Here is a 17,291-nt window from a genome sequence, read left to right as displayed (position 1 = left end):
TAATCTTGACATTATAGTTTTTCTGAAACGTTAAATAACCTGTAAGGCTGATAGTGAAATGAATACTATCAGCCTTATAATTATGTGACTATTAGTCCGTCTCGCTCCGCTAGGTGCGAGACAAAAAAACCACCTGCTATGCGGGTGGTCATGATTTACGAGTAAATTCAAGTTCGATCTGATAAAAACAACTAAATTACTCTACAGATTTCAGGGCTTCAAGCATATCAACCTTTCTCAGATGATAATTGACAAAGAAACCAAGCAAGGTCAAAATGATGCTTACTGCTGCCACTGGGATTACGTAGACTTCCCAGCCTACCTGCGGATAAAAGAGAATAGTCGCAGGCGAAATCATTTGAATCAAAAATTGATGTAAATAGAAACCAGATACCAAACCAAGTACGATTCCCACAAGGGACAGCACAATCGTCTCACGATAAATGTAGAGGGTGACTTCATTATTATGAAAACCGAGCACCTTGATAGTGGAGAGTTCACGGATTCTCTCAGCCACGTTGATATTGGTCAGATTGTAGAGGATAACAATAGCCAACAGAACCGACACGATAACTAAGATAGTCATAGTCTGATTGAGTGAGCTAGCGACCGAGTCAAAGAGTCGAATGGCTGAAGCATTTTGGACGACACTGGACACCACAGCTTGATTCATAAGCAAGCCTGCCTGCCTTTCGATACTAGTAGCGCTGGTATCCCTCAGCGTAACCAGATAAGTGTTGGCTTGCGGCACCTGTCCGTATATTTGCTCATAGCTAGCCTGACTCATATAAATAAAATGACCAACGTAGTTCTCAGCAATAGCAGCAATCTTTAGCTCCCTCCCTTCAATTTCTAAAGTCTGTCCAACCTTGACACCTGCCAGCTGGGCTAGTTTAGCTGTAATAACAACCCCATCTTTTAATGTCAGCTCTTGCTGATGATGTTGCAGATGGATAAAGGGCGTCAAATCTTCCTTCTTTGTCATCATAAGGGTAATGGTTTGAAGACCAGCCTTACCTTTGAAATCCTTGTCTAGCGTTTTAGAATAGATTTTCTGATAGGCTTGGATATCTTGCCCTTTCAGCATCTCTTCCAGTTCTACTTCGTCCTGATTGGTCGCACTAGGATTTTCAGAAACAATCATTTGATACTGTTGGATTTGTTGAAACTGTCTGGACGGAACTCCTGCCACAGAGGATTGGATTCCCAAGCCTGCAAAGAGCAGAGCGACTGAACCTGCCACACCAAAGATCGTCATCAACATCCGCTGCTTATAACGGAAGATATTGCGAGCTGTTACCTTATGGGTAAAACTGAGACGACGCCAGATAAAACCGATGCGCTCCAGTAAGATTTTAGCTCCTTTAACAGGAGGTTTAGGCAGTAAAAGCTGGGCTGCTTCATCATGAAGTTCCCTCCGAGCCACCAGATAGGCTGGTAACACACTCGCCAACCAACTCAAGACAAGAGCTAGTAAACTATAGCTCCAATAGAACTGAATCTGGGTTTCTCCCACCACCATGCCTTTTGTAATGACACTTGAAATCACACTAGCTAGTAAATAATGGCCAAGTATACTACCTAGAGCCGTTCCGACAGTCCCAGCTACTAGGCCGTAGAGGAGAAATTTAGCGATAATATCCTTGCTGCGATAGCCCAAGGCCTTAAAAATCCCAGCATGAGTTCGTTCTTCATCCACAAAACGAGTCATGGTTGTAAAGGTCACCATGGCTGCTACGGCATAAAGCACTACAGGAAAGATATTGCCCACTGCCCGAATACTGGCTGAAGCATTACTGTACATGAGATAACCTTGACCGCCAGGCATGGTCTGACGATTATAGACTTGATACTTGGGCTCCGCCAAATCATCTAAGACTTGCTGATGTTTTTCTAACTTTTCCTTTTCTTGGGCTAAATTTTGTTCAGCCTGCTTTAGTTTGTCCTCTTCCTTACTCAATTCCTGCTTGGCTTGGGTAAGTTGAGCACGGGCCTGCTCTCTTTGGGCTTGAGGCAGCAAGGCTAGTTGACTTTCTTGAGCCTGTATACGAGCTTGAGCAGCTACTAAACGACGCTTGCCTTCCTGCAAATTAGTCTCAGCCTTGTCAAGGGTCTCTTGACCTTTGTTTAGAGACTCTTGTCCTTCTTTTTTCAAGAGTTGCAGACGTGCCTTGCCATTATCTGACAAAGCTTGTTCTAGATCTTCCTGATGTTGCTTGGATTTCTCTTCATAAGCTGCTGAGAAAGCATTTAAACCTGCTAAATCTTGATATTTCAAACGAGCTATACTGTAGACTTTCTGATCAAACTGACTAGGTAAAATCACCCCATAGGCTGTCAGAGTCCCACTTCCACTTGCTGCGTAGCCCATATCTCGCTGGGAGAGGATTTCAGCTGAATCCACAAAACCAGTAATGGTATAAGTATGGTCTTTTAAAGAGGAATGACCCTCTTCTTTTTCTTTAAAACTAATCTCCTGCCCCACGCTGTATTGGCCTTGCAAATGACTGGCCAAAGCGATTTCCTTGTCTGACTGAGGAAGTCGTCCCTCTCTTAGCTGAAAGGTTGAAATTCGCTCTGGTTTGGAGTACAGCCGAATAGCATCCTGACCATTAGCCATGGTCACATCTGTCAAGTAGCCAAATTCGATCTCTACACCCTCTATCTGTTCTAGTTCTTCTTGATCTGCTTGATCCAAGCCATAGTTAGACATGACTGCCAAATCCAAGGTTTGAGCAGTTGTTAAATAAGCATTAGCTGTCGCCTCCATGTTGGGGCTAGTCACTTTGAGGCCTACTAGGGCTAGAGACCCTAACATCATCAAGGTTAAGATGGATAAAAAACGCCCCTTGGAGCCTGTAAAGGACTGAATTAAGTCCTTCCAATAGGTTTTTCGCTTGATCATGCTAGTACTCCAAACTGTCGATATCCTGAGGATGCTGGTTGATCACCACATCCTTGACACTGGCATCGTGCATATGAATCACGCGATCAGCAATGGGCGCCAAAGCTCCATTGTGAGTCACGACGATCACCGTCGCTCCCTTTTGACGAGACATATCTTGGAGTATTTTCAAAACCTGCTTGCCTGTCTGATAATCCAAGGCTCCAGTCGGTTCGTCACAAAGGAGAATTTTAGGATTTTTAGCTACTGCGCGTGCAATGGAGACTCGCTGTTGCTCCCCTCCAGAAAGCTGGGCTGGAAAGTTATTGAGACGATGAGCCAGACCTACATCTGTCAGCACCTGCTCAGGATCCAAGGCATCTGTCACGATTTCTGAGGCCAATTCCACATTTTCCTTAGCTGTCAGATTGGACACTAGATTATAAAACTGAAAAACAAAACCGACATCATTTCTGCGGTAATTGGTTCTCTGGTTGGAATTGTAGTCGGCAATATTGACACCATCAATCCAAATATTCCCCTCATCATTGGTATCCATTCCCCCAAGAAGGTTAAGAACCGTTGACTTGCCTGCACCAGACGCACCTAGAATAATAACCAATTCACCCTTTTCAATTTCAAAATTCACATCGCGATTGGCCACAATCTCCGTGTCCCCAACCTGATAACGCTTGTAACAGTGTTTCATCTCAATATAAGCCATCAGACCCACCCTCTCTCAAACAAATTACTTCCTACTACCATTATAACGCTTTTTCAACTAGTTGGAAACTGCTTACATTCTCAAATCCTTATTAAAAGGCAGTATCAAACCACTGCCTTTTATCATCTTCTTAAAAATAAAATTGAACAAGATCACCTTCTACTGTTGCCACCGAAATACAATCTTTCCCCATGCATTTCGCTTTTATTTTTTCTTGATTCACTTCAATCACACTCTTCTCAATATCTGGATAAGAAACTCGCAAATCTCCTCCACTCCTTGATAAAATGGTCAACTGTAAGAGTTTTTTATCCGTCCACCTCATGCTCACTTCAAAATGTCCACGTGCCATTAAGCCTGAAACAGAACCTGTTGACCAAGCATCAGGTAGAGCAGCTAGAGGTACCAGATAAGCTGCATGAGACTGGAGTAACATTTCTGCCATGCCACTAGTAGCACCAAAATTACCATCTATCTGAAAAGGAGGATGGCTACACCAAAGATTTGGCAAGGTGGATGACTTTAACTGCTCTGCTAATAATTTATGGGTTCGATTGCCATCTCCTAGACGCGCCCAAAGATTGATCTTATTGGCCTTGGACCAGCCTGTGCCCCCATCTCCACGATCATTGAGGCTAGCACGCGCCGCATCAAGATAGTCTTGTCCCTTATAGCTAAAAAGATTGCCAGGATAAAGGCCCACCAGATGGGAAGCGTGCCGATGCTGGGCCTCCACTTTCTCATTTTGAAAATGCTGCTCTTCCTCCTCATACCACTCCCTGATTCGACCAGATTGAGTGATTTGAAGAGGATTTAGTAAATCAAATTTTTCCTTGACTTCCGTCAACAAGTCCGCATCCAGCCCCAATTCCTGAGCAGCCTGAATAAAATCATGAAATAACTGCCAAATCAGAGATTGGTCATAAGTATTGCCAATCGAAATCGGCCCATGTTCTGGGGAATAAGATGGAGAGGACACCCAACGTTGCGCCTGCTGATCCTCATGTAAAAAGGCATTCCAAAAGTGTACCGTTTCCCTCAACATGGGATAAATTTTCTCCCTGAGATAGTCTTGGTCCCTGTAAAATGAATAGGCTTCATAAACAGTTTGCATCATCCACGCATTGGCAGCTGGTGACCAACCCCAATAGTAATCCCAACCAGGTGCCGTCCAACCAAAGGGAGTCGCTTGAGTATGAACCAACCAACCATTCTCCTCCCCTTCCTGAGAGACGATTCCTGCATACCTTGCAGCCGCTAGACGACCATAAACACGCAAATCATCTACATAGTTGATGACCGGAAAGGCCGTCTCTAGGAGATTGGTAACATAGGCTGGCCAATAATTCATCTGCAGGTTGATATTTAAGTGATAGTCCGAATTCCAAGGAGGATTGTCGACCGCATTCCAGACCCCTTGTAGGTTAGCTGGTAGAGCATCTGGACAATCTCTGGAAGAACTAATCAATAAATACCGTCCATACTGGAAGAACAGCTCCTCCAAAGCCTGCCCTTCTTGTCGCTTATAATTTTTTAGCAAATCATCCGTAGGGGATGATTCAAAATCAGCTCCCAAATCCAATTGAACACGCTGGAATAAGGCTTGGTAGTCCTCAATATGCCTTGATTTCAATTGGGCATAGCCCTTTTCTTTAGCTGTGTCCACCAAGTCCTTTACTTGCTGCTCTAAATCTAGTTTCTTGCGATAATTGCTAGCAGGATTTTGAGCAAAATCCGTCTTAGCCGCCAAGAAGAGATTGGCATAACTGGCTCCTGATATCTGAACCTTATCTGACCAAACTCTAATATCTCCATCCGTTTCCCAAGCTAGATAACTAGCAAACCGCAGATCGTTATCCTTAACTCTTCCCTTCATCAAGATATAAGAATCAGTAATATCCAGCTTACACTCCTTGTAATCAGATTTTTCCTGCTCATACTTTCCATCAGAAGCCAAATCACGGGTCAAGGATAGTTCTATAGTAAAATCTAGAGTTTCCAACCCTTCCTTAGTAAAGCGCTGAACCAAGAGATCATCTGGAAAACTGGCAAAGGCTTCACGTTTAAAATACGTCCCCTTATAGACATAAGAAGTCGTCGCAAGCGCCTTACTGATATTCAACTGTCTCTGGTAATCCGTCACCTGAGACAAAATCGTGCCTTGCTGGCTAAATTCAATGAAAATATCTCCAAAAGATAGATAGGTTCCGTATTGACTTGTTTTTGGCCCGACCAAATGCTGTTCAGCCAATTCCTTAGCCCGATTGTAATCTCTCTTTTCCAAAGCCTGCCGAATCTCAGCTAAAAAACCATACTGATCCTGAAGATTTCCACCCTGATAATCTGAACTATCAGGAAGTGGACCTCCAGACCAGAGACTTTTTTCATTGAATTGAATCCGCTCAGCTCCTATAAGCCCAAATATTTTTGCCCCTAAAGAACCATTGCCTATCGGTAAGGCCTCTTCTTCCCAGCCCTTATATGTTGTTGACGCTGGTTGCTTGTAGGCCAATACATAATCTTGTTTTTTATTCCTTATCATACTACCATACTAACATAAAAAGCCTAGAAATCAATCCTAGGCTTACAATTTTTTATTTTCCAAGGTAGTATTCAGAAACTACGTTCAATTTTTCGTCGAATTCGAATACCAATGGTGGGAAGTTAGGGATTTCCACGTCCATGATTTCGTCATCTGACAAATCTTTGATGTGTTTTACAAGGGCACGGATTGAGTTACCGTGAGCTCCTACGAATACGTTTTTGCCATCTTTAAGAGCTGGAGCGATTTTATCTTCCCAGAATGGAAGGGCACGTTCCAAAGTCACTTTCAAGTTTTCAGCATCTGGGATAACTGAATCGTCAAGTGAAGCGTAACGACGATCAGTGTGAGCTGAATGCTCATCATCACGATCCATGTTTGGAGGCAATACATCGTATGAACGACGCCAGATGTGAACTTGCTCATCACCAAATTGTTCAGCAGCTTCAGCTTTGTTTTTACCAGTCAAACCACCGTAGTGACGTTCGTTCAAGCGCCATGATTTTTCAACTGGAACCCACAATTGGTCAGAAGCTTCAAGAGCCAAGTTCGTTGTTTTGATAGCACGTTTCAATACTGAAGTGTAAGCTTGGTCAAATTCGATACCAGCTTCTTTGATCAATTTACCAGCGTCAATCGCTTGTTGTGTACCTTTTTCAGACAAATCAACATCAGCCCAACCAGTGAAAAGGTTAGCTTTGTTCCATTCAGACTCACCGTGGCGAGCAAAAACCAATTTTACCATTAGATGGATTCTCCTTTAAATTTTCCGAGGTTTCCCCTCGTTTATCTATTCTATTTTACACAATTTTTCACAAAAAAGCTAGTCAAAACCAAAAAGGAAAGAGTTTCACACATGAAGAAACGAAACCTATCTTCATGTGCTACCCTAATTAGTAAATTTATTTTCCTCATCAAAAATTGAACTTCTAAAATCATCAGTTTTATCTAGATAAGCTTTGAAAATAGCTTTTTTAAGTTTGTAAACTTTACTACTTTCTTTTGGATATAATATTGAAGCATAATTAGTAGCATCCGCCTGAACCGCTTCTTTAATTATATTTCTTAACTTAGCAATACTATCAATAGTTATCGTCTCTTGACGTCCCCAATTATTAGGATTTATAAAGCTAATATTTGTTAAGTTATTAAATTTATTTTCTCGTTCTTTATACATAGCTTTTTTAAAATCAGCCCAAGATGAATACTGGTTATTAAATATCTTATTAAGCACTAATTTATCAGTTACCAATCCTACTTCTTTACCGTATGAATTAATTTTACTTCCATTAGCTTTCACTTCATTTTCATATTGGTTAGAAATATATGGTACCATACCTTCTTTATATCCTTTTGCAGCTAATAGTTCAAATGCCATACGACGAGCCATTAAATCACCCGGAGTCCCTTTATCACTACTTAAGGCAGAATATATTGGCGAGAAAAGATTGATTGTGTAGTATCCATTTCGTTTATACTCACCTTCATCAATATACCCTCTTCTTGTGATTATATCGTTTTCTATTAAACTATTGAAAGAGGTTAACTTATTAAGCTCATCAGGTTTTAATCTACGGACTACATTCGTTGCATAAACATCATTTCCATCAGGATCAGGTTTATACTCATTCTCTATTTTCCTTAATAGCTCACCTTTCTCATTGGCACCTAAGTTAACTACTGCTTCTCCTTCTAATTTTTCAAGTGTATAAACTAAATCGAATAAGTTATGCATATATTTACGCAAGTCTTCTGCATTATTAAATCGTTGAGTTGGATTTTTCACTTGTAGTCTATTAGCATTTTCCGCTTCATCATATTTCAATACAGAGTTTATCGTGATTGTTGCATCATCTGGATGATCGGGAGCTTGTAATAATCCTTTTGCATAAAACTCTGGTCCAAGCCCATTTCTTCTTCCATATCCTCCAAGATAAATTTCTCTATCTGAGTTATGTGTCATTTCATGAGTATATGTTACTGCGCCAGCCTTATCAAGCATACGATAAGCCATATAGTAGAACGCATCTCCCGTAGCATATGCTCCGTGTCCATTATGAACAACATTATTCCCCGCAGGACCGAAGAAATGTTTTATTGCTGGATGATCAGTTTCAAAATCTGCTTGACTAGTATTTTTATCTTTATCATTACCAAATCTGAAAGAATCATATACCAAAATACTTCTAAACAATTTGTCTTTATTTTTCGTATCTAGTATTTTGTACCAATAATCATAATGATCTCTAAAGCGTTTAGCCGCTTCTTTTGCATTATCTTCTACAAATTTATTTAATTTTTCTCCCTTAGGATATTCTGAACTTCTATATCTGTCATAGGCTCCAAATCCTATAGTTGAAATATTCGCTATCATAAACACTGATTTTTCAGGTAGTGTTAATAACGGTAACACCATACTTTGATATTTCCAAGAAGGGCTAGTTAATCTATCATATACTCCAATAGAATACTTCGTCCCTTCCTTAGATTGTTTTTCGCTTACTTCAGGAATTGTAGATTTTTCTTCTACTATATAAGCTTTAGATTGTTCTTTAAACCATTCGTTATTTGTTTTATTCGGCACTAAAACTTTTCTATATTTTTCCAATGCCTCAAATAAACTCTTAGTTCCATAATTTTTTGATAATAATACATTATAAGTAATTACATTATTTTTAGCTAATAAATTGTTAAATCCTGATTTACCTAGCTCAATAACATTATCTAATGCAGAACTATTAGATTTACCAAAGAAATCTAAATGATATAATACTAAATCTTTTGCACTTGCATTATCATATTTAAAATTATACCAACGTTCAAGATATGTTAAACCTAAAAGCAACGCCTCTTTATTATTCTTAATTTTTTCTACTACATAATTATCTATTATCGAATTATTATTTACAGCTATTGCCGCATCTGCAGAAAGAAGTTTTGATAAAGTATCTTCAATATTTGCTTTTGTTTTATCGAACTGTTCATCTAGATATAATTCTGTTAATTTTATATCATTAGAAATATCTAATACTTTTCTAACATCAGCTGAATTATATTGAACAGATTTCAGATCATTTAAAACAGATTTTACAATATTATTGTAATTATGTAATAACGTATTAGGTGTGTATATTAATTTTGTATTAGTTATTTCGTATTCTGCTACTTTAGAGAAATCTTGTAGATATTTTATATCTAATGTTTGAGAAGTATTATCTGAATAATGTAGTAACAACTTATTAATACTAGCTTTATGTTTATTAATATCAGAAATTACTTCTTTGTCATGCATTGAAACTACAGACACAAGATCCTTAGTATATAAAGCATTATTAGTATCCACTAAATTACCATACTTAACAATAGTCTCTCTGTTATAAAATGGCAGTAATTTTTCTATATTTTTATACACCCTTAACCTAGAAACATCAACATCTTTTAATTTACTATAATCCGTTCCATATTTAGAAGAGAAATTAAAGTCCTCAGTTTTAATATTATTTTTAGGAACAAGTTGAGCTTTTTTCACATTAATCTCATCCGCTTCTAGCACAGTTCCTCTTTGCTCTTCAGAATCTTTACTAAGTACTTCGTCATCTACTTGAACTACTTTTACCACCTTATTATTTTTATTACTATAAGTGTTAGTTGCTTTTATACCATTAAAATCATAACCAGCAATAGCATTACCGTTAGTAACATTGACATCGCTTAATACATCAGATAGTCGACCTGAATTTTCAACTTCACCTGAATTATCCCAAAGATTACCTACAACTCCTCCTACTTTACCAAAAGGCTTCACATTGTTAAGATTTCCTTCAACGTAACTATTACTAATTCTAGCACTTCTATCAACAACCCCAGCTATACCACCAACTGTTTGGTCCCCTTGATTAGCGTTTGTCGCCATATCGATAGATGAAATTGAGTTTTCTATTAAAGCACCAACACCTGAAAGTTTGCCAACTAAACCACCTATTTGATAAGTAGCATTTGTATTATAAGTATTTGTTATTCTACCTGTAAAACTACTATTAGAAATTGTAGAGTCAGTTACTTTTGAAACCAAACCACCAATGCTACGCTCACCAGCAATTACACCTGATGAATGAACATTTGTAATTGTAGTACCATTGTTCGCCTCTTTCGCTATTGTAGCAGCATCTTCTTTCAAAGAAACATTAGCTTCTTTTATTGAAAGATCTTGAATAGCAGCATGATTTAAAACTTTAAATAACGGTTTTTTCAAGTTATATATAGCATAGTTCTTATCATTGTTTGTACCTATTAATGTACCACTAAATTCTTGATTTATATAACTTTCTTGACCATCCGAAAGTTCTACTTCACGAGCATCCATAGTTGCTCCTAAACGAAACGTACCATGTAAATTTCTATTCATTGCTTCTACTAGATTTTTAAATGATGTATAAACTTCGTTTTCACTATTAATAGTTTTTGGTAAATAATAAGTATAATTTTCTACAGTACTATCATTTTCATGTTGAATTAAATCATTTGCTCGACCAACAATTTTATATACTTCTTGATTATCTCTTCTGACACTTGTAATACTTGAGACAGGTAACATCACATCTTTAAACTTCTCTGATTTTACTTTCATAAAGTAGTTACTAGGATTATTTGGAACCGTATCAAATGAGGTTACATGTCGATATTTATTATTTTCTACTGTAAATAATTCCACATTTGAAATATTCCTAAGCTCTAGTTTCTTGTCGACTTGTTTTTCTTCTGCTTTTGGTGCTGATTCTTCTTTTCCTGTAGATGTTCCTTCTGTTGACGCTGTTGGGTCTGATCCTACTTGTACAGCTGGTTCATCACCCTGTGGTTTTTCTGAATCTGAATTAGATGATTCTGAGTTTTCGTTCACAGTCGAAGCTTCAGTATTTTGTGAATTTGTTTCTTCTTTATTGCCTTCTGTTACTGAAGGTGATGACTCTGAATTACCTGAATCATTTGTAGCATCTACAGATGGAATAGTTGAAGTTTCTGACGTTGGTTCGGATTTATTTTCTTCTCCAGCTGGTTGTGTAGCTGGTAACCCACCTTCAGAGACAGTTTCTGAAGCCGGCTGTTCTTCTGTAACTGTTGTATCCCCTGCAGATGAATCTTCTTCTTTCGACTCTGATTCTGATGGTACTTCTGAAGCTGGGGTTGCCGCCTCTGGCTCTTCCGCTTTTGGTGCTGTTGCTGTTTCCGTAGTTGCAAGTTCTTCAGCTTCCGATGTTGAATCTGTTTCTTCTTCTACAGCTGGCTGCGTAGCTGTTGACTCCCCTTCAGAAGCAGTTGATGAAGATTCAGTTGAAGAAACTGAATCCTCCGCTTTACCTTCTTCTCCTAATTCTTTTGGTGCTGGGGTTGCTTCTGCTATTATTCCTGGTTCTTCATCTTCTTCCGTTGCTTCGGCTTTACCTTCTTCTCCTGCTGGTGTTGATTCCACAGTTGCAGATGTTCCTGGTTCTGCTGACTCTTCTGCTTTTGCTTCTTTTTCTGTTGCTTCTGGTGTTGTTACCGCTTCTTCTTTAGACTCAGCTGACGGTGTATTTGTTGCGCTATCTTGTTTTCCTGTCTCCTCAACAGAGGTTTCTTCTGCATTGCCTACTTCACTTGAAGTTGTAGCCTCTGTAGCTGCTTCTGTTGAAGCTGGGGTTTCTGGTTTTGATGGTGCTGGAGTTTCTTCTGCTGGTTGGCTTTGTTCTCCTGAAGTTGTAGCCTCTACCACTGGTGCTTCTGAAACTTCTGCTTTTGGTGTTGTTCCTGAAGCTTCTTCTGTTGAACCTAGAGTCGCTTCTGAACTTCCTTCCGCTGCTGGTGCACCTGTTGTAGCTACTTCTGAACCTGTTCCTGCTTCTTCAGTTTCTTTTACTTCATTTCCTGCTGTTGTTCCTGCTTCTTTTGGAGCTGGTTTCGCTGCCTCGGACTCTGTTACTTTTGGTTCCGGTGCTTCTGTTGCACCTGGTTGTTCTTCTTTATTTTCTGGAGTTGTAGGTGCTTCTGTTTTTGGTTCAGCCAATTCTGCTGACTCTGTTCCTGTTTCTCCTTCTGAAACTGTTCCTTCAGGTGTATCTTCTTTTGGAGTTGTAGGTGCTTCTGTTCCTGATTCTTCAGTTTCTTTTCCTGTTACTCCTGGAGTTACTTCTGAAGCCCCTTCTGTTCTTCCTGAAGCTCCATTTGCCACTAATTCTGTTGAATCTGGTGCTGATTCTGCTGTTCCTGTAAATGTTCCTTCAGGTGTTGATTCTGCTTCTTTAGGATCAGCTGGTTTTTCTACCTCTGGCGCTGATTCTGTTGGTGCTGGAGACACTGGTTTTTCTGCTTTTGGCGTTGTTACAGTTGGCTCTTCTGCTTTTGGTGCTACTGGAGCTTCTGTTTCTTCTTTAACTTCTGGGCTTGTCTCTGCTGGTGCTTCTGAAGCAGGTTCTTCACCCGATTCTTCCGCTCTTTCCACTACTGGTGCTGATACAGGCTGATAAACTAGGCTATAGTTCACAGTCATTTTTTCAACTTTCTCAGTGACATCTGTTAATTCAAAGGTAACAGCTTTTGTTTCCTGATCTTTCTTGAGCAAGACTTCGTAAGTGCGAACTTCGCCACTTGCACCACTTTCTTTGATGACAATCTTGTGTTTTGTGACTGTATCTGAAACCGTTTCAGCTTCAGTAAAGTACAATTCATTGTGTGGTAAGAATAAATTCTTGCCTGAAGCTTGATTCATTTCTTGGAGTACATCTACAGGGATATTGCTTGCTTCGCTGATAACACTTAATGTATCTCCCCACTTAATGACATACTTAAATAAATCACCTTCTTTTTGAAGGTCAGCTTTCACTTCCTCAACTGTTCTGGCTACCCAGACACCATCTTGTTCACTGGCTGATACAGTTGGGGCTAAAAAGCCCAGACCCAATAAAATCACACCTGTCGCAACAATTGCACCAGTTCTTAATTTTCTAAAGCCACGGAGGGACAAGTTTCCTCTAACATTTGTTTGTCTCATAATGTTTATTTTTCCTCACTAGTTTAAGAAATCGCAAGAAAAACAATCTTGCGATTTTAGCATACTTACTTTCTCCTAGTATTAGCAAAACCAATTCTCATTAAACTTTAGCATCTCACAAGAGAGATTATAAACTTGGAATAACTGATTTTTATATACTAGACGCATAGAGACTTTTCAACCTTACTTCTCTTCAAATCCTTCTGCGACTGCGTCCGCAAAATTTTCTTCTACAATGCTTGCACAGTGGTCACAAATGACTGCCTGGTAGCTGCGTTCTGCTGTTGTTGGGTCGATACGACGGCAACGGTCACATACTTGGCCTGCAGCGCGTTCAACAGTGAAGGCTACATCTTCGAAGCTAACGGCAGCTTCTGGAGCTGGTCCTTCTGCGATGGTCAATTCAGACACAATCAAAAGTTGAGCTACATTGCTGTTTACTGCTTCGAGTAGAGTTTTCACAACTTCATTTGGATAAACTGTCAAGTGTGCTTCAAGTGATTTCCCGATAACTTTTGCATTACGCGCTTCTTCCAAGGCTTTTTGAGCTTGTCCACGGAACTCCATGAAGGCAGCCCATGTATCCAAGATTTCTTCTTGGTTAGCAAAAGTTTCTGCTTCTGGCAATTCTGACAATTGAACATATTCTTCTGCTTCAAACTCAAGGTATGACCAGATTTCTTCCGCAGTGTGAGGAAGGATTGGTGTCAAGAGTTTGGTAATTTTGACAAGAATGTCATAGAAAACAGTCTGCATTTGACAGCGTTCCAGTGATTTGGCACCTTCGATGTAAACAACGTCTTTAGCAAAATCAAGGTAGAATGCTGACAAATCAACGTTGATAAAGTTCACCAAGGCCTTGTAGATTGTCAAGAATTCAAAGTTTGCGTAAGCAGCACGAATCGTTTTCACAAGCTGGTTAAAGCGAATCGTCATGTACTTATCAACTGAACGAAGCTCATCGTAAGCTACTGAATCTTGACTTGGGTAAAAGTCAGATGTATTGGCAATCAAGAAACGAAGGGTGTTACGAATCTTACGGTAAGTTTCAGAGACTTGGCTCAAGATATCCATAGAGATACGCACATCGTTGCTTGAGTCAACACTTGTTACCCAGAGACGCAAGATTTCAGCACCAAATTGTTTTTCAACATCGCTTGGAGCAATGGTATTTCCAAGAGATTTAGACATCTTCTCACCTTTACCATCAAGGGCAAAACCTTGTGACAAGATTTGTTTGTATGGTGCTACGCCATGGTTGGCAACAGATGTGATGAGTGAAGAGTTGAACCAACCACGGTACTGGTCAGAACCTTCTAGGTAAAGGTCTGCTGGGTAAGTCAACTCAGGACGGTTTACTACAACCCCATTCCATGATGAACCTGAGTCAAACCATACATCCATAATATCTGTTTCTTTTTTGAACTCACCATTTGGTGAACCTGGATGAGTAAATCCTTCTGGCAAGAGGTCCTTAGCATCACGTTCCCACCAAATGCTTGAACCATGTTCCTCAAAGAGTTGAGCTACGTGTTCAATAGTTTCAGCTGTCATGATAGCTGTACCATCTTCAGCATAGAAGATAGGAAGTGGAACACCCCAAGCACGTTGACGAGAGATAACCCAGTCGCCACGGTCACGAATCATATTGTAAAGACGGACTTTACCCCATTCTGAGTGGAATTTCACTTTTTCAATTTCGTCCAAGATTTCTTGGCGGAATTTAGAAACTGAGGCAAACCATTGTGGAACTGCACGCCAGATGATTGGTTTCTTGGTACGCCAGTCAAATGGGTATGAGTGAGAGATTTCTTCTTGGGCAAGAAGGAGGTCACCAAGTTTTTCGATGACAGTTGGAACCACCTTGTCATAGAATTGACCTTCAAACTCAGCGCCAGCATTAGCCATCATGATACCACGTTCGTCAACAGTAACTGCGACTTCAAGACCATTAGCAATACCAACATTGTAGTCGTCCTCACCGAAACCTGGGGCTGTATGGACAATACCTGTACCAGAGTCAGTTGTAACGTGGTCACCAAGGATAACCAATTCATCTACAGCTATATCCCATGGGTGTTCTGTTACGATGTGGTTGAGTTCTTGACCACGGTAAGTTGCTAAAACTTGCACATCAGCCCAGTCAAATTTCCCAGACAAGCTAGTCAATAATTCTGCAGCAACCACAAACTTACGATCTTCACCAGCAGGTTGAACCAAGACGTAATCAATATCTGCACCAACAGTCAAACCACGAGAAGCTGTGATAGTAAATGGAGTAGTTGTCCAAACAACGATATAAGTATCTGTATCTAGAACACCTTTGCCATCTTTGACCTTATTGGCATAGTAAAGAGAAGTTGAAACCAAGTCATGGTATTCAATCTCTGCTTCAGCAAGGGCAGACTCAGATGACCAAGACCAGTAAACTGGTTTTGCACCACGGTAGATATAACCTTTATTAGCCATCTCACCAAATACACGGATTTGAGCTGCCTCATAGTCAGGAGTCAAAGTCACATATGGATTTTCCCAGTCACCAGAAACACCCAAACGTTTAAAGTCTTCACGTTGTTTATCTACTTGAGAAAGAGCGTATTCACGACAAAGTTTCAAGTACTCAACCAAGTCCATTTCTTTACGTTTGACACCTTGTTTTGCCAAAACTTGCTCGATTGGCAGACCATGAGTATCCCAACCTGGGATAAATGGTGCGTAAAAACCTGACATTGATTTTGAACGAACAATGATATCTTTTGAAATCTTGTTCATAGCGTGTCCAACGTGAATATTTCCGTTCGCGTATGGAGGGCCATCATGCAAGGTGAAATGAGGTTTTCCTTGGTTCAATTCTTGACGACGTTGGTAAAGTTTTGCATCTTCCCATTCCTTTTGCCAAACTGGCTCTTTGGTCGGAAGGCCTGCACGCATTGGGAAAGCTGTTTTCCCAAGGTTAAGGGTATCTTTGAGTTTCATGGTATCTCCTTTATAAATAATAACAAATTAAAAACCACGACTGCCAAAAAGGACGAAAATCGTGGTACCACCTTTATTCGGAAAAAGATTTAGTCTTTCTCCCTCTTATCCCGTAACGTGGGGAACGTCAAATCCTACTAACTTCAGACTTGAGTTTTTGAGAGGATAATCTTATCGTTAGGGAATGCAGGACTCACACCATCTCCTGCTCGCTGGAAATATAAGGATAAGATATTGTTCTCAGAATATTTCTTATAAAATTGTAACAGATTCTTGCGGTGCTTCAAATCCTGGTGCTGAATCAAACGTTTCTGTAACTGGTGTTGGAGCCGAAGGATGTACTGGAGCTACTTCTGGTTCTTCGTACATTGGACCAACTGGATGAGCAGGCTCTTCTTCCATTTGAGGACTCACTACAGGAGTTGGATCTTCCACTTCCTGTTTAGCCTGAGCTTCAAATTCAGCCAATTCTTTATTGGCTGCCTCAATACGAGCTTGTAACTCTGCCATTTCTGCTTGAGAGAACTGACGTGTCATATCAATTGGTTCTTCCTCAATTGGAGCTGGAATCGGTTCTCCAAGTACTTCGCTAACCACTTCTTTAAAAGCTTCATCACTGGTTTGAAGATAAGTCGCTGTTGGACGGAGAATATCTTCCCAATCTGAAGATTCAACAATAGCCAACTGACTCTCAATTGTAGATTTGAGACGTTGGTGGAAGACACGGCTCTTGTTCTTCAATTCTTCTGTTTCAACAGCAACTTTCTTAGCATTGTCTGTTGCTTGACGAAGAATCTCATTTGCCTTATATTTAGCTTCTTCCAACAAGCGTTGCGCATCTTGTTCTGCTTGGTGAACGATATTGTTTGAACGTTCATGTGCCGCTTGTTTCACTCGCTCAGCTGTGTCTTGGGCAATCAATACAGACTGGCTCAATGAATCTTTCATTTCGTCAAAGTAAGACAAACGCTCTTCTAAACTCTTAATACGCAAATCTTTATCATGATTCGCACGAACAAGATCTTCGTAATCACGAACCACAATATCTAAAAATTCATCGACTTCTTCTGGATCAAAACCTCTGAATCGAGTTCCAAAGGTTTTGTCCTTTATTTCTAATGATGTAATTGGCATTCTATTC

7 protein-coding genes are annotated in these 17,291 nt (G+C 39.9%); all 7 read right to left on the bottom strand.

What is annotated here, in order from left to right; translation table 11 throughout:
- Positions 1–196: 196 nt before the first annotated feature.
- Entirely contained in the window at positions 197–2,905 is a 2,709-nt protein-coding gene (locus ACLV7Q_RS02920) for an ABC transporter permease (protein WP_218756953.1), read from the bottom strand.
- Between the two features lies 1 nt (position 2,906).
- Entirely contained in the window at positions 2,907–3,608 is a 702-nt protein-coding gene (locus ACLV7Q_RS02915) for an ABC transporter ATP-binding protein (protein ID WP_218756954.1), read from the bottom strand.
- A 130-nt stretch (positions 3,609–3,738) separates the two neighbouring features.
- Entirely contained in the window at positions 3,739–6,150 is a 2,412-nt protein-coding gene (locus tag ACLV7Q_RS02910; RefSeq protein WP_218756955.1) for a glycosyl hydrolase family 95 catalytic domain-containing protein, read from the bottom strand.
- Between the two features lie 52 nt (positions 6,151–6,202).
- The gene (locus tag ACLV7Q_RS02905) at positions 6,203–6,895 is read right to left on the bottom strand and encodes a phosphoglycerate mutase (protein WP_218756956.1); all 693 of its coding nucleotides are present in this window, start codon (positions 6,893–6,895) and stop codon (positions 6,203–6,205) included.
- A gap of 144 nt (positions 6,896–7,039) precedes the next feature.
- Entirely contained in the window at positions 7,040–13,174 is a 6,135-nt protein-coding gene (locus tag ACLV7Q_RS02900) for a ZmpA/ZmpB/ZmpC family metallo-endopeptidase (protein WP_225904679.1), read from the bottom strand.
- A 183-nt stretch (positions 13,175–13,357) separates the two neighbouring features.
- Positions 13,358–16,150, bottom strand: a complete 2,793-nt coding sequence (gene ileS, locus ACLV7Q_RS02895; RefSeq protein WP_218756957.1) for an isoleucine--tRNA ligase — start codon at positions 16,148–16,150, stop codon at positions 13,358–13,360.
- Positions 16,151–16,402: 252 nt separating this feature from the next.
- Positions 16,403–17,284 (bottom strand): DivIVA domain-containing protein, encoded by an 882-nt coding sequence (locus ACLV7Q_RS02890; protein ID WP_218756958.1) that lies wholly within the window; start codon positions 17,282–17,284, stop codon positions 16,403–16,405.
- Positions 17,285–17,291 lie beyond the last annotated feature (7 nt).

This window comes from Streptococcus mitis (assembly GCF_965111725.1).
Taxonomy (GTDB): Bacteria; Bacillota; Bacilli; order Lactobacillales; family Streptococcaceae; genus Streptococcus; species Streptococcus mitis_DV.
This window is presented reverse-complemented; position numbering and strand designations above follow the sequence as displayed.